Raw genomic sequence first — 17,406 nt, 5'->3', positions numbered from 1 at the left:
AGTAAGGAGCGAAGAAAAATTGATTACACCTGAAATTGTTATAGATATAGCAAAAGATACAATTTACACAATTATTGTAACATCAGCTCCATTACTTCTTATCTCATTGGTTGTGGGACTTATAATTAGTATTATCCAAACTGCAACATCGATACAGGAACAGACATTGACATTTGTACCTAAAGTACTTTGTATTTTTTTAGCAATGATGATATTTGGATCATGGATGTTAAATAATATAGTGGAATTTATGGTTCGTTTATGGTCTAATTTTAGCTTATATGTAGGTTAGTAATATGGTTAATATACAATTTACACAAGGGAATTTAGAACAATTGTTATTGATTTTTGTAAGAGTTAGTGCATTTATTTTTGTTGCACCATTTTTCTCCATTACAAATGTACCTAGAAGAATGAGAGCAGGATTAGCTTTTTTTATAGCCTTAGTTATTTTTCCTGTGCTGCCCAAAGGGACTTTGGCATATTCTACGGTTATAGAATATGCTATTCTTGTTGTTAAGGAATTAATAGCGGGACTATTGATTGGATTATCGGCTAGTATTTGTTATTCTATCATAGCTTTTGCTGGTAGAATCATTGATATGGAAATTGGATTTGCCATGGTTAGTGTTTTAGACCCAATTAGCAAAGACCAGACTTCAATTACTGGCACATTTTATAATTATCTTTTCATGCTTATTTTAGTATGTTCAGACATGCCAAGATATTTACTAAGGGCAGTTGTAGATGCATACCAATTAATTCCATTGGGGAATGTACAATTTGACATGAATCATCTGTATAATAGTTTTTTAACATATATGGCAGATTATCTGATTATTGGATTTCGCATTGTACTACCTATATTTGCGGTAATATTGGCTATGAATATTATTCTGGGGGTTTTAGCAAAAGTTGCACCTCAGATGAATATGTTTGTTGTAGGAATACAGCTTAAAATTTTTGCAGGTTTAATTACAATTTTAATTACGATTGGTATGTTTAATAATGTATCAAATTACGTATTTACGGAAATGAAAAAAATGATAGTATCTATGATACAAGGAATGTATTGATATGATAAAGTATAATCTTCAATATTTTGCAAAAGATGGACAAGGCGGAGAAAAAACAGAACCTGCTACGGCTAAAAAGTTAAATGATGCCCGAAAAGAAGGTCAAGTTGCAAAGAGTAAAGAAATCAATAGCGCTTTCTCCTTGCTTGGTTTCTTTGTATTATTAAAAATAGCGATGGGAAGTATCGGATCACAGTTTCTTGGATCGTTTCATACATTTTATAATTCTATACCTGAATTAATAAATTACAGTGAAAATTCGTTAGATATAAAGGTTTTTGTACAAATTCTAAATCATACTGCTTTGATTATGGGGAAAATATTAGCGCCTATTTTTGTTGTTGGATTTATAATTAGTTTGGGAGGCGATTTGGTTCAAGTAAAGTGGAAACCAACATCTAAGCCGTTACAGCCCAAATTAAATAAATTTGATCCAATCAGTGGTATGAAGAAAATTATTTCGGCTAGGTCTCTATTTGAATTAGTGAAAAGTTTTCTTAAAATAATATTAATATGTTATGTTTCTTATTCGACTTTGAAATCAAAACAGGAGATTATTCTCCGGTTATACGATATACCGCTTAATTTGGCACTTACCTATATTGGAGATATTATATTAAATTTAGGTATTAAAATAAGTGCACTTTATATAATGGTTGGTGCAACAATGATTTTTTTAGGTGTTGTAACACCATTAAATACACTACTGTTTGCAGCGCTTGGTTTGATTTTTATTCTTTCAGGATTTACTATGTCAAAAAGTATTGCAATCGAAGCAATCGAAGAAGAAGTTGATTCAGGAGAATCAGTTGCAGATGAGATTAGAAGACCTGAAAATGTGGTATCCTTATTGCATGTAGATCCAATTGAGTTAGAATTTGGATATGGAATTATTCCTTTAGCAGATGTCAACCAAGGGGGAGATTTGTTAGACCGTGTTGTTATGATACGTAGACAAATTGCATTAGAGCTTGGTACCGTGGTGCCAATAATTCGTCTTAGAGATAATATTCAATTAAATCCGAATCAGTATATCATTAAAATAAAAGGTGTACAGGTAAGCGAAGGAGAAATCCTTTTTGATCATTATATGGCTATGAATCCAGGATATGTAGAGGAAGAAATCACAGGTATTCCAACCTTTGAACCATCTTTTCATTTACCTGCTATATGGATTACAGAAAATCAAAGAGAACGTGCTGAGAGTATGGGATATACGGTTGTTGATCCGCCTTCCATTATAGCAACACATTTGACAGAAGTAATACGTAATCATATAGATGAGCTTCTTACAAGACAAGATGTTTCAAATCTTATTAACAATATTAAAGAGAATAACACAACTCTTATTGACGAACTGGTTCCAAAACAGTTAGGAATTGGTGAAATTCAAAAAGTATTGCAAAATTTATTAAGAGAAGGAATTTCAATTCGTGATTTGCTTACGATTTGTGAAACGCTAGCAGATTATGCAGCAACAACGAGAGATCCAGATATACTAACAGAATATGCGCGCCAAAGCTTAAAGAGATCTATCTCTGCTAAGTATTTTGAACAGGGAGAGGCAACAAGTGTTATTACATTGGACCCTAAAATAGAACAGGATATTATGGGAGCGGTAAAGCAGACGGAACAAGGTGCTTTTTTAACACTAGACCCAGAAAAAACGAAGACAATTATTGCTTCCGTTGAAGAAGAAGTAAATAAGCTACAAAATCTTGGAAAGAGTGCTATTATTATAACCTCTCCTATTGTCAGAATGTATTTTAAAAAACTTACACAAGATTACTTTAAGGATTTGGTTGTAGTATCATATAATGAAATAGAGTCTAATATAGAATTGCAGTCAGTAGGGATGGTGACAATTTAGTGATTATAAAAAAATTCCAAGGTGCAACTGAAATGGAGGCAGTACTTCAAGCAAAAGAAGAACTTGGTAAAGATGCGGTTGTTTTAAACGTAAAAACAATTAAGCAAAAAGGTCTTTTTAAGCTATTTAAACCAACATCTGTGGAGGTTACGGTTGCATTAGAAGAAACAAAAGTTGAAAATAAAAAAATAGAGGAACAAGGAATAAAAGCTGCTGAGTTAAAAGGCAGTTTTAATTCTATTGTAGATGAAAAAATTAATATTTCTGAATTGAATACGAAAGAAAAAGTTGAAAAAAAAGATTTGGAACATACATCGGAAATTGAAAAAAAACTTTCCAATTTACAAAATTTATTAGAAAAGCAAATAGATTCAAAACCATCTATGGAACAAGAGGTGGTGAACAATCCTGAAAGTGAAAAAAGTGAGACTGCTGTATTTGCACAGTTAATCTATAAAACGTTACTTGATATGGAAGTAGATGAAAAATATATCAATCAATTTATTCGTGAGATTGAACTAATTAAGAATAAGGATTTAACAATCGATCATATTTTAGGGAATATCTATCAAAGAATGATATTAAAACTTGGCCAGGCAAAAATTATCAGTGAAACAAAAAAGAAGCCAAAAGTTGTATTTTTTATTGGACCAACTGGTGTGGGAAAGACAACTACCATTGCAAAGATTGCTTCCAAATTTCATGTTGATGGAAATAAAAAGGTTGTGATGCTTACAGCCGATACCTATCGAATTGCGGCAGCTGAGCAATTAAGAACCTATGCTAACATACTGGGTGTACCATTTCAAGTAATCTATTCTTCACAAGAATTAGAGGAATGTGTAGAGCAATATCGAACTTATGATTTTATTTTAGTTGATACAGCGGGACATTCCCATAAGAACCAAGAACAAACAAATGATATTTCAGAATTCATTCATTGTCTTGATTCGAAAGCTGAAAAAGAAGTATATTTGGTAGTCAGTGCAGCAACTAAATATAAAGATTTAATAAAGATAGTTGACACGTACAATGAAATTACCGACTACAATATAATATTTACAAAACTAGATGAGACAACTAGTCTTGGTAATATATTGAATATTAAAATGTATTCACAAAAGGATTTATCTTATATCACATCTGGGCAAAATGTTCCAGATGATATCGAAGTATTCGATGCACAAAGTTTGGTAAAGCAATTATTGGGAGGTCAATAACCAATGGATCAAGCCCAACAATTGAGAAATATTGTTAAATTGTCAAGTCAAAGGGGAAAAAATGCATCAAAAGTTATAACTGTGACAAGTGGTAAAGGTGGAGTTGGAAAGAGTAGCTCTGCTGTAAACCTAGCAATTTATTTAAAAAAAATGGGGAAACGGGTAATTATATTTGATGCAGATTTTGGGGTAGCCAATGTGGAAATCATGTTTGGAACCGTCCCTAAGTATAATTTACGAGATTTAATTTATAAGGGTAAGAACATAAAAGAAATAATTGCTTTTGGTCCAGAGGACATTGGTTTTGTATCAGGCGGTTCAGGAATTACTGAATTGTCTAATTTAAACAGGAATCAAATTGAACTACTCATTCGAAATTTATCTGAACTAGATGAACTGGCAGATTATATTATTATTGATACAGGTGCTGGTATTTCTGATGCTGTATTAGAATTTGTAATGATAAGCAAAGAAATATTATTGGTTATTACACCAGAACCAACCTCTCTGACAGATGCCTATTCTCTGATAAAAGTGCTGAACCGTAGTCACAACTTCCAATCCAATGATTGTATGATAAGAGTCATTTCTAATCGCGCAAATTCCTACCAAGAAGGTATGAATTGTTATCAAAAATTAGATACAGTTGCAAAAAGATTCTTAAATATGAACATTCATTTGTTAGGAGTCGTGCCGAATGATGATAACGTTTCAAAGGCAATTATAAGACAAAAGCCAGTTTCTTTGTTATATCCTAATTCAAAGGCTTCAAAAGCTTATGAAGAGATTTCAAAAAGGTTGGCAAACGATATAAAAGAGTATCCCAATAAAAAAGGAATTGCCGGTATGTTTAACGAAATTTTGACATCTAGAATACGCAGATAGGAGTGGTTAGATATGTCCAACATTATAAGTATAGGCGATAAAGTTGATTTAAGAATTATAAAACGATCACATGTAGAAAATAATATCGAAAAAGATTATAGGACCTACAAAAGTAAAGTCGTAGATGTAGTCAATGACAATACAATAAAATTGGCTATGCCTATTGAAGGAGGGAATATCGTATTGCTTCCTTTAGAAGGAGTTTTTGATATTTTTTTCTATACCAATAATGGATTATATCAGTCAAAAGGTAAAGTAATAGAAAGATTAAAGGAAAATAATCTTTTTGTTTTTATATTCGAAATGACACAGCCGATTAAGAAAAATCAGAGAAGAGAATTTTATCGTTTTAATTGTATCATTGATATGAAATATACAATAATAACAGAATCCGAAAGCAAGATGATTTTACCAGAGGTGATTGAAGAAGCAAGGGGTGAAAAAATCAAATGGAAGGAAGGATTTATAGTTGACATTAGTGGCGGAGGACTAAGATTTACAACAAATGATGAATTTGCAAAAAGTTCTTACATAATTATCAATTTTAACCTAATGATCAATCATAGAATGAAACAATATTCAACAGTTATTAAAATTATATCTTCTGAGAAAATATTAAATAGAAGTGGACAATATGAAAACAGAGGGAAATATATAAGCTTAAGGAAAGATGAAGTAGAAGAAATCGTACGATATATTTTTGAAGAGGAACGAAAATCACGGAAAAATAGAAAGAGTTGATAAAAATGGTTAAAAATATTTTGGTTGTTGATGACTCTGCACTTATGAGAAGGATTATATGTGATATAATAAATACAGATAATAGATTTAAAGTCGCTGACATAGCCAAAAATGGAGCAGAGGCTTTTGAGTTATTATTGGATCATAAATACGACGTGGTGATATGTGATATTAATATGCCTAAAATGACAGGATTAGAGTTACTAGAACGATTGCAAAAGTACAGAATCAAAGCCAAGGTTATCATGGTAAGTACTTTAGCAAAAGAAGGAGCAAAAGAAACGATTCTTGCATTAGAATTAGGTGCTTTTGATTTTGTAACAAAGCCTGAGAATTTTATTGAAGCAAAAGGTAATGACTTTAAACAAAGGTTAATGAATACGCTGGAAGTTGCGGCGATGTTCACCATTGATAAAAAATTGAATGAAGTGATTCGACCATCATTTCGCTCTTTAAAATCAAGTGAACCAACTACGCAAGTTCAAAGCAATGTAAAGAAATCATTAACAAGAATAAATACTGCTTCCAATAAAATTGTTGCATTAGCATGCTCCACGGGAGGGCCAAAATCTTTACAGTCTGTTATACCATTACTTCCGAAGGATTTAAATTCTGCGGTATTAATTGTACAACATATGCCAGCAGGATTTACAAATTCTTTAGCGCAGAGATTGGATGAAATGAGCAAAGTAAAGGTAAAAGAAGCCACGGAGGGTGAAGTGGTTACTATAGGTTGCGTATATATTGCACCTGGTGGATTTCACATGAGAGTGGTAAAAGAAGGTGCCAATCATAAAATAAAGCTTACAAAGGAAGAACCGATAGGCGGACTTAGACCATGTGCGAACATACTTTATGAATCGTTAACAGAATCTTCTTATGACGAGATTGTATGTGTAGTATTAACGGGCATGGGGGCAGATGGAACAAATGGTATTAAAAAACTAAGTAACAGTAAACCGGTCTATGTAATTGCACAAGATGAAAAAACATGTGTGGTCTATGGAATGCCAAAGACCATTGCAGAAGCAGGATTAGTGGATGAGGTGGTTCCACTTGATCAGGTTTCTCAGACCATAACTAAGAATGTAGGAGTACGATAATATGGATGTTAGTCAATATTTAGAGATTTTTATCGATGAAACAAAAGAACATTTGCAAAGTTTAAATGAACAGTTATTGATTCTTGAAAAAGAGCCTGAAAATGATAATACGATTAATGAAATTTTTAGAGCAGCACATTATTTAAAAGGAATGGCTGGTACCATGGGCTATAAAAGAATGCAACGTTTAACACATGATATGGAAAATGTATTTTCGGAAATTCGTAATGCGAAGATGAAAGTAAGTGCAGGACTAGTGGATGTTCTATTCCAGTGTTTGGATGCGTTAGAAGGTTATTTAGAGACCATTCAAGAAACAGCGGGAGAAGGAACTAACGATAATGAGCCGATTATTACTCAGCTAAATGCGATATTAAATGCAGGGACAGGTGCTCAAACGTTAAAAGCAGAGGAAGTAAAACAAGATAATGCTCCTAGTCAAGTACAAGATAACTCAAAGTTTAAACCGCTGTATCGAGATTTGACGTTAGAGCCACAAGAAAAACATGTAATTAGTGAAGCGTTTGAAAAAGGATTGAATGTATTTGCATTTACAGTCTATATACAAGAAACATGTATTTTAAAAGCTGCTAGGGCATTTTTAGTATTTAAAGGAATTGAAGATGTTGGTGAAACCATTAAATCAATGCCTAGTGTTCAAGATATTGAAGATGAAAGATTTGACTTTCACTTTAGCATGTACATTATTTCAAAAGAATCTTACAAAACCGTATTGTCTGTGATTCAAAATGTGTCAGAAATTGAAGCGGTAGTAGGAGAAGAGTTTACATATGAATCGATTCAAAATTTGAATAAAAAGCAATCAGAAACAAGTGAGCAGACACAAGAAGCATATGAAACAAGTGAGAAAGAGTCAAATGTTTCAGCTGAAAATATGAAAACGCCTCAGTCATCTCAAAAGGCGCAAACCAATAATAATGCGAAAGCAGGGGCACAAAAACCAGTTGTAAATCGTACCGTAAGAGTTGATATTGAAAAACTTGATGTATTGATGAATCTTGTAAGTGAGCTTATTATTGCAAAGAATGGATTGGTATCTGTTAGTTCAAGCGAAACAGGTGAGAATACACAAGGCTTCCATGAACAGATTGAATATTTAGAGAGAGTAACAACGAATCTACATGAGTCTGTTATGAAGACGAGAATGGTACCAATTGAAAGTGTTGTAAATCGTTTTCCACGTATGATTCGTGATTTGAATAAAAAGCTTAATAAGAAGATGGAACTATATATGACAGGTGAAGATACCGAACTTGATCGAACTGTAATCGATGAGATTGGCGATCCACTAATGCATTTACTTCGTAATTCTGCGGATCATGGTCTAGAGCCAACTGAAGCAAGAATCCAAAGAGGAAAGCCAGAAGTAGGTTCCATATTCCTTGATGCTTATCAAGAAGGTAATAATGTTATTATTGAAGTACGTGATGATGGTAATGGTATCGATGTAAACGCGGTTAGAAATAAAGCGATTGAAAGAGGCACGATTACTGCTGATCAAGCAGAATCTATGAGTGATAAAGATATTATTGATTTACTATTCTTACCAAGTTTTTCTACTGCAAAAACAGTTTCCGATGTTTCAGGACGTGGTGTAGGTCTAGATGTAGTAAAATCTAAGATTGAAGCCCTTGGTGGAGACGTAGAGGTAAAGAGTAAACTTGGAGAAGGAAGTGTATGGACAATCCGTCTTCCACTAACGTTAGCGATTATTCAAGCCCTTATGGTTGAACTTGGAGATGAAAAGTATGCGATAGCGTTAGGAAGCATTCAAACAATTGAGGATATTTCCGTTCATGATATTAAATATGTGGAGGCAAAGGAAGTAATACATATCCGAGAGACAGTAATTCCACTTATTCGACTAGACAAAGTACTAGGAATCGTTAAAGATGAAGAACAGCCTGAAAATTTAACCGTTGTAATTGTTAAAAAAGGCGAGAAACTGGCAGGATTAGTAGTAGATAACTTGATGGGGCAACAAGAAATTGTTATTAAATCATTAGGAAAATATATTAACATTGATAAGGTGATTAGTGGAGCAACTATCCTTGGCGATGGAGAAATAGCGTTAATTCTTGATGTAAATACATTAGTATAAGGAGGTGCTGGCTATGGAAGAAAATAAAGTAGAATATAACCAGGTTCAGTATATAGTAGTAAAGATAGGCAATGAACAATATGGTATTGACATAAGCTATGTTGACAATATTGTACGCATGCAAAAAATAATCCGAGTGCCAAAAGCACAGCATTATTTTAAAGGTGTTATTAACTTAAGAGGAGTTATTGTTCCAGTTATGAGCATTCGATTGAAAATGCAATTAGAGGATGATAAATTTACCAATAGTAGTCGTATCATAATATTAAAAATGGATCAAGCATTAATTGGTATCATTGTAGATGAAGTAAAAGAAGTAGTAACGCTTGAAAATACGGATATCGAAAAAATGGCATATGACTCAAAAGAGGATAGAACATCCTATATAAATGGTATTGGAAAACATGCTGGAGAATTAATTTCTTTATTGGATATCAACAGTGTCATTACTGAAAAAGAATTGGTATAAGGCGGTAGAGCAATGTCTAAAATTAATTTGGATGAAATAGATTCACTCCACTATGATGTATTAAAGGAATTAGGTAACATAGGGGCAGGCAATGCAACAACTGCGTTGTCCCAGTTACTTAATATGAAGTTAGATATGAAAGTCCCAAAAGTTGATTTGGTTGGATTTGACAAATTAGCATCTTCCATTTGTGATGAGGAGGAATTAGTAGTTGCTATTTATTTAATGCTAGAAGGCGATATTGAAGGTAGCATGATGTTTATGGTAGAAAAAAAAGCGGCTACATGTTTGGTTAACCAATTAATGGGAAGACCAGTTCACGACGATAGAGATTTTGATGAAATGGATTTGTCAGCATTGCAAGAAATCGGAAATATCATTACGGGTGCATATCTTTCCTCTTTATCGACGTTAACAAGGTTAACAATAGCAGCATCAATTCCTTATATGAGCATAGATATGGCAGCAGCTATACTAAGTGTTCCAGCAATTGAATTTGGAAAAATTGGAGACAAAGCATTACTCATTGAAACACAGTTTGGGGATGAAGTTTTAATTAATGGTTATTTTATATTGATTCCTGAATTAGCGTCATATGATAAAATTCTTGCTTCATTAGGATTATAATACAGGTGGTAACATACATATGGATGAAATGATTAAAGTAGGAATGGCTGATTTAAAAGTATGCCCGTTTCCAAATGCAATTACCACATTGGGATTGGGGTCTTGCGTAGGAATCGCCATTTATGATCCAATCAGCAAAGTTGGTGGTCTGGCACACGTAATGTTGCCAGACAGTACACAGATAAGAAATAATTCTAATCGAGCCAAGTTTGCTGATACGGGAATCATGGATCTGATTGATTTGATGGTTAAAGCAGGGGCTACTAGGAATAGATTAGTAGCCAAAATAGCTGGGGGAGCACAGATGTTTGCTTTTAGTGGTCAGTCAGATATGGTTCGTATCGGTGCAAGAAACGTTGAGGCGTCAAAGCTGAAATTAAAAGAACTTGGAGTTCGTCTTTTGGCAGAGGATACTGGTTTAAATTACGGACGAACAGTGGAATTTTATACAGAAACAGGCGATTTTATCATTAAGTCAGTTGGTAAAGAGCGAAAGATTATATAAGCAGAATGATTCGATAAAAGGTATATGGAGATTGAAAGATAGAACGTCATGTTAAATGATGATTCTATTTTTCCGTTGTTTACGAAAGGTGGTAAGATGAAGAAATTAAGATTATTGCCAATCATTGTTATGCTAATGGCGGGGTTAATCACCTGTATTATTTCGTTTCTCAAACATTATGATAATATAGATGCATTGACGATTCTTTTTGTTGTGTTAGTGATGTTTTATATTATAGGGCATATTGCACGAGCTATTATTATAAAGGTTTGTTTTCCAAAAGAAGAGGAAAGTGAATCAGAAGATGGCGAGGAAGTAGCTACAAGTGAAGAGGAAGAAAATTTGCAGGAATAGTACGCTAACGAAAAAGAAAACATTGACTGGAGGCTTATAAATGGACGAAGCAGGGAAGTTAAAGCTTTGGGAGAGTTATACAAAAGAAAAAACACTTGAGATTCGAGAAAAAATAATAATCGAATATGCTCCCCTCGTTAAAATAGTAGCCGGCAGATTGAGTATGTATCTAGGTCATTGCGTGGAGTATGATGATTTAGTTGGTTATGGGGTGTTTGGTTTAATAGATGCAATTGATAAATTTGATAGTACAAAGATGGTAAAATTTGAGACTTACGCAAGTCTTCGTATCAGAGGTGCAATTTTAGATCAGATTAGAAAAATGGATTGGATTCCTCGAACAATAAGACAAAAGCAAAAAAAAATTGAGACGGCAATAAGAGAAATTGAACTGCAAACAGGTCGTGAGGCATCAGATGATGAAATTGCGAAAGCGATTGGTATTGAAGAAAGCGAATTAGAGGACTGGAGAAATAAAACAAAAGTAACAAATATTATTTCTTTAGATGAATTTTTAGAACAGGGTAGTGAGACTTCGTTCGATAGTAAAGAAAAATCCATATTTGAGTTGCCTGAAAAAAAAGTAGAAAATGATGAAATAAAACAAATGCTTAAGCAATCTTTAGAAGGTTTAACTGAAAAAGAAAAAAAAGTGATTTTATTGTACTATTATGAGGAGTTGACATTAAAGGAAATAAGTAAAGTACTGGAAGTGTCAGAATCAAGAATCTCTCAATTACATAGCAAGGCGATACAAAAGATGAAGGTGAAACTAGGAAAATATTTTGAAATTTTGACGGATATTTAAGCTATCCGAGGGGGAAAAAATATGAATGGTTATTTCCAGTTATTAGGTAAAACAGATGGTACTTATTTAAGGTTGTTTCCGCCAAATGAGGGAGGCGAAACCATTAATATCAATGATATTAATGAATATTTAAACTTAGTAAAACTTTATGAATACGATATACAAATGTTGAATGCCCAGATAACGGCATTAGAGGAGATTAAGGAAGTAAAATTAAATGATGAAATACTAAATCCTGTATCGGAACAAATGATAATAAAAGTTGCTGAGAATAAGATGAGTGTATCTGCTCGCTTTTATCCACCATCTGATGGAGGAACTAATATCACATATAATGAAATTGTAAGTACTCTTGCCACAAAGGGAATAAAAGTAGGAGTGGACAAAGATATTATTGATGAGATTTTAAAATCAAAAGTTTACTGCTTTGATTATATAATAGCAAAGGGAATACCAGTGACGCTAGGACATGATGCAAAAATCACCTATCATTTTAATACAAACTTAAATATAAAACCCAAGCTAAATCCAGATGGTACGGTAGATTTTCATCATTTAGATAACATAGGACATATACGCAAAGGACAAGTACTTGCTACTTTAGAACCAGAAGACCTAGGCAAGCCTGGTCTAAATGTATACGGAGAATTAATTAAACAGCCAAATTATAGCAAACTAAAATTAAAATATAGTAAAAATATTTCTATATCAGAGGATAAATGTACAATTATCTCTGATGTCGATGGACATGCATCCGTAGTAGAAGGTAAAGTCTTTGTGTCTAATATATATGAAGTACAAGATGTAGATACTTCCACAGGTAACATTGACTTTGAAGGAAATGTTGTAGTGAAAGGAAATGTAAGAAGTGGATTTGAAATAGTAGCAAGAGGAAATATTGATGTTTATGGTGTTGTAGAGGGAGCTACCTTAATTGCAGGTGGGCAAATTGTCTTAAAACGTGGTATTCAAGGAATGGGAAAAGGACTTTTAAAAGCAGGAAGTAATATTATTACTAAGTTTATTGAAAGTGCGCACGTTGAGGCAGAAGGATTTGTACAAACAGAATCAATACTTCATAGTTATGTTTCGGCTAAGGGTGAAGTTATTGTACAAGGTAAAAAAGGATTTGTTACGGGAGGTGTAGTAACTTCCCAGACAGGATTAACTGCGGTATCAATCGGTTCACCAATGGGGTCTGCCACTAGAATTGAAGTAGGAATTGATCCTTCTATGAGAGAAAGGCAACAGACTTTATTACAAGAAGTTGAAGAGATGCAAAAAAAATTAAGCTTGATTGAGCCTGTAATTAGCAATTGCATGAAGAAGCTTAGTCAGGGGCAAAAACTAACACAAGATCAATTAAAATATGTGAAACAATTATCGGAAGAATACAAAGAGATAGAACAAAAAATCAAAGAAGCACAAAAAGAAATAGAAGGAATTCAAGTGAGCCTTAAACTAGGAAATAATGCAAGAGTTAAAGTAACTGGTAAAATATATTCGGATGTAAAGATAACTATTTCTGATTGTGTGATGCATGTAAGAGAAGAAAGAGATTATTGTCAGTTTGTGAAGGAACAAGGTGAAGTAAAAGTGTTACCACTTTAAGTTTATTTCTTATAAGGAGACTAGGATTATGGCAATAAGACCAATTGAACTAAATGGAACTATAACGAGGGTGCAAGACGTTGCAACTTTAAAGCAGAATGAGGATAATAAACACGTTGTTAATCAGAGTAATCTTTCTATGCATTCACAAAAAGAAATAGATCATTCCCAGAAAAAAGTGAAAAATGCTGATGATAGCAATTATTATCAGAAACAATATGATGCAAAAGAAAAAGGAAATGGTTCTTTTTATTCAAATCAAAAGAAAAAAAAGAATAATAACCAAGAACAAGAGAAAAAGAAGTTAAAAGAACAAGGCCATAGCTTTGATGTTAGTATATAGTGCAATAAGGAGAAAATGATGACAGCATTTGAGATTCTTTTAGTTATAATAGGTCTTATTTTATTTGGTGGCAGTTTTTTTATTTCAGAGAAGATTACAGCCACAAAGGAACAATTAAAAGTTGCAATTGATGAAAATGAAGTGAAAAAGCTACTACAGTCCCAAATAAAGGACATGGATGAGGAATTAACACAAATCATAGTAGACAATATTGATAATTCTACAGATGAAGTGAAACGTTCTATGGAAAAGTTATCTAATGAAAAGATAATGGCAATTGATGAATATTCAACGACTGTTATGGAATCAATACACAAAAGTCATAATGAAGTATTGTTTTTATATGGTATGCTCAATGATAAAAAGGCTGAAATAAAAGAAACGGCGGATTTAATAACCAAGGCGAACAAAGGTATCAATAAAAAGCTGGCAGAAGCTTTGGAGTTGATAGAGAAAATGGATTCGCAAATATTATTTCTCAATCAATATTCAGATAAACAAAATGTTACTTTGGATAGAATGGAAAAAAGCACTCATGCTATTGAAGTACTTGAAGAGCAATTGCATAAAATTGAGCAAATGGCATTGCAATTTTCAACAGATAGGAATCTAGTAGAAGATAAATTAAGTAAGCAAGAGGCAACTCAAATAAATGAGAAAAGTCATGAAGTAATATTGACGCAAGCAAGTGGTATAGAAATAAAAAATAATAACCTTATGGATAATAGCTTTGTCAATAATGAAAATGAAAATAATGAAAATGACATAGAGGAAATATTAGAAAATATTTCAAAAGATAGTCATATATCGGAAGATGAAAAAAAGGATGCATCAAACTATAATAACAAAATAATAGAAATGAGTAAGAAGGGGCAAAGTGCATTTGATATTGCTAGAACACTTGGTTTAGGTGTAGGTGAAGTACAATTGGTAATTGATCTGTTTGTGGGAGGAAAGCAATGAAACTAAAATACTATTTACGTGGGCTTGGTATTGGTATCATTACAACAGCTTTCATCAGCAGTATTGCTAATGGGGTTGGAGATAAAAGTATTACAACCGAACAAATAATCCAAAGGGCAAAGGAATTAGGAATGGTTACTCAAGAAGAATATAACGCAGTAAATTCCGATTTGACAGATGCCAAAAATGATTTAAAAGATATACAAAAACAAATCTCTAATGAAAAAGAAGCCGTAAAAGAATCGGAACCTCCAACCGTGGAAGAGAATAAAGAAGATTCTGCAACAGATCATGAAAAGGAAAATTCAGATAATGCAACATCAACCGAAACTTTTATAGAAGGATCTGCAAGTGAGAGTATAACGGTTACATTTAACATAACTCCAGGAATGAGTTCAGAGGCTATTTCAAAATTGTTAGAAGAAAAGGGAATTATTCCAGATGCATCTGAGTTTAACCAATACGTAATTGATACTGGCAACGTAAATAATTTACAAATTGGTGAATATGAAGTGAAGTCTGGAGAAAGTTATGATACAATCATGGGGAAATTAACAAAAAGTGAATAAATAACAACAAATATAGAATATAAAAAAGACTTGCTTATAGTGAGGCTATATGCTATAATACAAGACGGTAAAAAAACACGTATGCAGATTTTTAAGTTGGTGCCGAAAGGTTGCTTAAAAATATGAAGTGTACGGAAGAAACAACCATGGAGGTAGTTAAATGAGCGTAATATCAATGAAACAATTACTTGAAGCAGGTGTTCACTTTGGTCATCAGACAAGAAGATGGAACCCTAAGATGGCAGAGTACATCTACACAGAAAGAAATGGTATCTACATTATTGACTTACAAAAATCAGTTGGTAAAGTAGATGAAGCTTACAAAGCAATTGCAGATGTTGTTGCAGATGGTGGTACAATTCTTTTTGTTGGAACAAAAAAACAAGCGCAAGATGCAATTAAATCAGAAGCTGAGCGTTGCGGTATGTACTATGTAAATGAGAGATGGTTAGGTGGAATGCTTACCAACTTCAAAACAGTTCAAAAGAGAATTGAAAGACTTAGAGAAATTACAACTATGCAGGAAGATGGAACATTTGAAGTTCTTCCTAAAAAAGAAGTAATCGCATTAAAGAAAGAATTAGAAAAGCTTGAAAAAAATCTTGGTGGAATCAAAGATATGAAGAGAGTGCCTGATGCAATTTTTGTAGTTGATCCTAAGAAAGAAAGAATTTGTATTCAGGAAGCACATACATTAGGTATTCCATTAATCGGTATTGCAGATACTAACTGTGATCCAGAAGAATTAGATTACGTTATTCCAGGTAATGATGATGCTATCAGAGCGGTAAAACTTATCGTTTCAAAAATGGCAGATGCTGTTATCGAAGCTAACCAGGGTAGCCAGGTTACAGAAGAAGTTGTTGCAGAGGAAGAAGCAGCAGTTGAAGCTTAAGTTTATCAATCTAGCTGAGGAATAGTCTTTGGCAATTGAATTTAAGTATACAATGCTTCAACCTGTTTTAGCAGGTTGGAGCATTTTCTAAATAATAATAAAATCGGAGGTATATATAAATGGCAATTACAGCAGCAATGGTAAAAGAATTAAGAGAAGTAACAGGTGCTGGTATGATGGATTGTAAAAAAGCACTGAATGAAACAAACGGAGATATGGAAGCAGCAGTTGAATATCTTAGAAAAAATGGACAAGCAAAAGCTGAGAAAAAATCTGGTAGAGTAGCAGCAGAAGGCTTAGTAAAAGCAGTTATTAAAGAAGACAAAGTAGCGGCAATTGTTGAAGTAAATAGTGAGACTGACTTTGTTGCAAAGAATGATGATTTCCAAACATTTGTAGCAGATGTTGCAAATCAAGTATTAAGCACAAATGCTACAGATGTAGAAGGCTTATTATCAGAAGCTTGGAACGCAGATGCAGCAAAAACAGTAAAAGAAGCATTAACAGAGAAAATTGCAATTATTGGTGAAAACTTAAATATTAGAAGATTTGAAAAAATTACTGCTGAGAATGGATGTGTTGTTTCTTATATTCATGGTGGCGGTAGAATCGGTGTATTAATTGAAGCAGAAACAGATATTATTAATGAAGAGATTAAAGCTGCTTTAGGAAATGTAGCTATGCAGGTTGCTGCTCTTGCTCCAAAGTATGTTTCAAAAGACGAAGTATCTGCTGAATATATGGAGCATGAAAAAGAAATTCTAAAAGCACAGGCTAAAAACGAAAATCCTGATAAAAATGATGATATCATTGAGAAAATGATTATTGGTCGTTTGAATAAGGAATTAAAAGAAGTATGTTTACTAGACCAGACATATGTAAAAGATGGAGATTTAACCGTTGCTAAGTATATTGCACAGGTAGCAAAAGAAACTGGTGCTAAATTAAGTGTAAAACGTTTCATACGTTTTGAAACTGGCGAGGGAATTGAAAAGAAAGAAGAAAACTTTGCTGAAGAAGTAGCAAAACAGATGGGTCAGTAACAAGCATGAAAGGCGACTTTGCGAAGGTTTTCGTAAAGCCGTTTTTTCGATGTAAATAGTTAAGTTGTATCAAAATGATTACTTAATTAGTTGAATTCTTTGACAGATATTACATGATTCCTGCCATAATATGTAAAAAGGGGTCAAATTTTATAAAAAATATTTGTCGAATTTATAAAATTTTTATCCCCTTTTTTTAAAA

Annotated in this window: 19 protein-coding genes; all 19 read left to right on the top strand. The window is 33.1% G+C overall.

What is annotated here, in order from left to right; translation table 11 throughout:
- Nucleotides 1-22: 22 nt before the first annotated feature.
- The 19 genes from fliQ (at nt 23) to tsf (ending at nt 17,204) form a co-directional block, all read left to right on the top strand.
- The gene (gene fliQ, locus F7O84_RS08820) at nt 23-292 is read left to right on the top strand and encodes a flagellar biosynthesis protein FliQ (protein ID WP_151146606.1); all 270 of its coding nucleotides are present in this window, start codon (nt 23-25) and stop codon (nt 290-292) included.
- A 4-nt stretch (nt 293-296) separates the two neighbouring features.
- Nucleotides 297-1,076, top strand: coding sequence for a flagellar biosynthetic protein FliR (fliR, locus tag F7O84_RS08815; protein WP_151144228.1), 780 nt, complete (start codon nt 297-299; stop codon nt 1,074-1,076).
- A 1-nt stretch (nt 1,077) separates the two neighbouring features.
- Entirely contained in the window at nt 1,078-2,946 is a 1,869-nt protein-coding gene (locus F7O84_RS08810) for an FHIPEP family type III secretion protein (RefSeq protein WP_151144227.1), read from the top strand.
- On the top strand, nt 2,946-4,166 hold the full coding sequence (gene flhF, locus F7O84_RS08805) for a flagellar biosynthesis GTPase FlhF (protein WP_151144226.1): 1,221 nt from the start codon (nt 2,946-2,948) through the stop codon (nt 4,164-4,166). Before F7O84_RS08810 ends, flhF begins: the two co-directional genes overlap by 1 nt.
- A 3-nt stretch (nt 4,167-4,169) precedes the next feature.
- Nucleotides 4,170-5,051, top strand: coding sequence for a MinD/ParA family protein (locus tag F7O84_RS08800; RefSeq protein ID WP_151144225.1), 882 nt, complete (start codon nt 4,170-4,172; stop codon nt 5,049-5,051).
- 12 nt (nt 5,052-5,063) lie between these two features.
- Nucleotides 5,064-5,792 carry a flagellar brake protein gene (locus tag F7O84_RS08795; protein ID WP_151144224.1) on the top strand — a complete coding sequence of 243 codons (729 nt, stop codon included), beginning with the start codon at nt 5,064-5,066 and terminating at the stop codon, nt 5,790-5,792.
- A gap of 5 nt (nt 5,793-5,797) precedes the next feature.
- Nucleotides 5,798-6,895: a protein-glutamate methylesterase/protein-glutamine glutaminase gene (locus F7O84_RS08790; protein ID WP_151144223.1), complete on the top strand. Its 1,098-nt coding sequence runs from the start codon at nt 5,798-5,800 to the stop codon at nt 6,893-6,895.
- A 1-nt stretch (nt 6,896) separates the two neighbouring features.
- A complete protein-coding gene (locus tag F7O84_RS08785) occupies nt 6,897-9,017 on the top strand; it encodes a chemotaxis protein CheA (protein ID WP_151144222.1) in 2,121 nt (706 codons plus the stop codon).
- 13 nt (nt 9,018-9,030) lie between these two features.
- Nucleotides 9,031-9,486, top strand: coding sequence for a chemotaxis protein CheW (locus tag F7O84_RS08780; protein WP_151144221.1), 456 nt, complete (start codon nt 9,031-9,033; stop codon nt 9,484-9,486).
- Between the two features lie 12 nt (nt 9,487-9,498).
- Nucleotides 9,499-10,113: a chemotaxis protein CheC gene (locus F7O84_RS08775; RefSeq protein ID WP_151144220.1), complete on the top strand. Its 615-nt coding sequence runs from the start codon at nt 9,499-9,501 to the stop codon at nt 10,111-10,113.
- Between the two features lie 19 nt (nt 10,114-10,132).
- The gene (locus F7O84_RS08770) at nt 10,133-10,618 is read left to right on the top strand and encodes a chemotaxis protein CheD (RefSeq protein ID WP_151144219.1); all 486 of its coding nucleotides are present in this window, start codon (nt 10,133-10,135) and stop codon (nt 10,616-10,618) included.
- 96 nt (nt 10,619-10,714) lie between these two features.
- Nucleotides 10,715-10,972 carry a hypothetical protein gene (locus tag F7O84_RS08765; protein ID WP_151144218.1) on the top strand — a complete coding sequence of 86 codons (258 nt, stop codon included), beginning with the start codon at nt 10,715-10,717 and terminating at the stop codon, nt 10,970-10,972.
- 40 nt (nt 10,973-11,012) lie between these two features.
- Nucleotides 11,013-11,780: a FliA/WhiG family RNA polymerase sigma factor gene (locus tag F7O84_RS08760; protein WP_151144217.1), complete on the top strand. Its 768-nt coding sequence runs from the start codon at nt 11,013-11,015 to the stop codon at nt 11,778-11,780.
- A gap of 21 nt (nt 11,781-11,801) precedes the next feature.
- Complete coding sequence (locus F7O84_RS08755; RefSeq protein WP_151144216.1) at nt 11,802-13,391, top strand: FapA family protein; 1,590 nt, start codon at nt 11,802-11,804, stop codon at nt 13,389-13,391.
- A 28-nt stretch (nt 13,392-13,419) separates the two neighbouring features.
- Nucleotides 13,420-13,734, top strand: coding sequence for a hypothetical protein (locus F7O84_RS08750; protein ID WP_151144215.1), 315 nt, complete (start codon nt 13,420-13,422; stop codon nt 13,732-13,734).
- Nucleotides 13,735-13,752: 18 nt separating this feature from the next.
- The gene (locus tag F7O84_RS08745; protein WP_151144214.1) at nt 13,753-14,697 is read left to right on the top strand and encodes a DUF6115 domain-containing protein; all 945 of its coding nucleotides are present in this window, start codon (nt 13,753-13,755) and stop codon (nt 14,695-14,697) included.
- Nucleotides 14,694-15,266 carry an MltG/YceG/YrrL family protein gene (locus tag F7O84_RS08740; protein WP_207708050.1) on the top strand — a complete coding sequence of 191 codons (573 nt, stop codon included), beginning with the start codon at nt 14,694-14,696 and terminating at the stop codon, nt 15,264-15,266. Before F7O84_RS08745 ends, F7O84_RS08740 begins: the two co-directional genes overlap by 4 nt.
- Before the next feature lie 160 nt (nt 15,267-15,426).
- Complete coding sequence (gene rpsB, locus F7O84_RS08735; protein ID WP_151144213.1) at nt 15,427-16,161, top strand: 30S ribosomal protein S2; 735 nt, start codon at nt 15,427-15,429, stop codon at nt 16,159-16,161.
- A 119-nt stretch (nt 16,162-16,280) separates the two neighbouring features.
- The gene (gene tsf / locus F7O84_RS08730) at nt 16,281-17,204 is read left to right on the top strand and encodes a translation elongation factor Ts (protein WP_151144212.1); all 924 of its coding nucleotides are present in this window, start codon (nt 16,281-16,283) and stop codon (nt 17,202-17,204) included.
- The last annotated feature ends 202 nt before the right edge of the window (nt 17,205-17,406 follow it).

This window comes from Candidatus Galacturonatibacter soehngenii (assembly GCF_008830185.1).
GTDB lineage: Bacteria > Bacillota > Clostridia > Lachnospirales > Lachnospiraceae > Lachnotalea > Lachnotalea soehngenii.
The sequence above is the reverse complement of the archived record's forward strand: the minus strand, read 5'-3'. Positions and strand labels throughout refer to the sequence as shown.

Excerpts from the sequence above, each read along its gene's own strand:
- F7O84_RS08790 (WP_151144223.1), top strand. The coding sequence starts at position 5,798 with ATGGTTAAAAATATTTTGGTTGTTGATGACTCTGCACTTATGAGAAGG.
- F7O84_RS08775 (WP_151144220.1), top strand. The coding sequence starts at position 9,499 with ATGTCTAAAATTAATTTGGATGAAATAGATTCACTCCACTATGATGTA.
- F7O84_RS08800 (WP_151144225.1), top strand. The coding sequence starts at position 4,170 with ATGGATCAAGCCCAACAATTGAGAAATATTGTTAAATTGTCAAGTCAA.
- F7O84_RS08785 (WP_151144222.1), top strand. The coding sequence starts at position 6,897 with ATGGATGTTAGTCAATATTTAGAGATTTTTATCGATGAAACAAAAGAA.
- F7O84_RS08750 (WP_151144215.1), top strand. The coding sequence starts at position 13,420 with ATGGCAATAAGACCAATTGAACTAAATGGAACTATAACGAGGGTGCAA.
- F7O84_RS08745 (WP_151144214.1), top strand. The coding sequence starts at position 13,753 with ATGACAGCATTTGAGATTCTTTTAGTTATAATAGGTCTTATTTTATTT.
- F7O84_RS08765 (WP_151144218.1), top strand. The coding sequence starts at position 10,715 with ATGAAGAAATTAAGATTATTGCCAATCATTGTTATGCTAATGGCGGGG.
- F7O84_RS08795 (WP_151144224.1), top strand. The coding sequence starts at position 5,064 with ATGTCCAACATTATAAGTATAGGCGATAAAGTTGATTTAAGAATTATA.
- tsf (WP_151144212.1), top strand. The coding sequence starts at position 16,281 with ATGGCAATTACAGCAGCAATGGTAAAAGAATTAAGAGAAGTAACAGGT.
- F7O84_RS08760 (WP_151144217.1), top strand. The coding sequence starts at position 11,013 with ATGGACGAAGCAGGGAAGTTAAAGCTTTGGGAGAGTTATACAAAAGAA.
- F7O84_RS08780 (WP_151144221.1), top strand. The coding sequence starts at position 9,031 with ATGGAAGAAAATAAAGTAGAATATAACCAGGTTCAGTATATAGTAGTA.
- F7O84_RS08810 (WP_151144227.1), top strand. The coding sequence starts at position 1,078 with ATGATAAAGTATAATCTTCAATATTTTGCAAAAGATGGACAAGGCGGA.
- F7O84_RS08770 (WP_151144219.1), top strand. The coding sequence starts at position 10,133 with ATGGATGAAATGATTAAAGTAGGAATGGCTGATTTAAAAGTATGCCCG.
- F7O84_RS08755 (WP_151144216.1), top strand. The coding sequence starts at position 11,802 with ATGAATGGTTATTTCCAGTTATTAGGTAAAACAGATGGTACTTATTTA.
- rpsB (WP_151144213.1), top strand. The coding sequence starts at position 15,427 with ATGAGCGTAATATCAATGAAACAATTACTTGAAGCAGGTGTTCACTTT.
- fliR (WP_151144228.1), top strand. The coding sequence starts at position 297 with ATGGTTAATATACAATTTACACAAGGGAATTTAGAACAATTGTTATTG.
- F7O84_RS08740 (WP_207708050.1), top strand. The coding sequence starts at position 14,694 with ATGAAACTAAAATACTATTTACGTGGGCTTGGTATTGGTATCATTACA.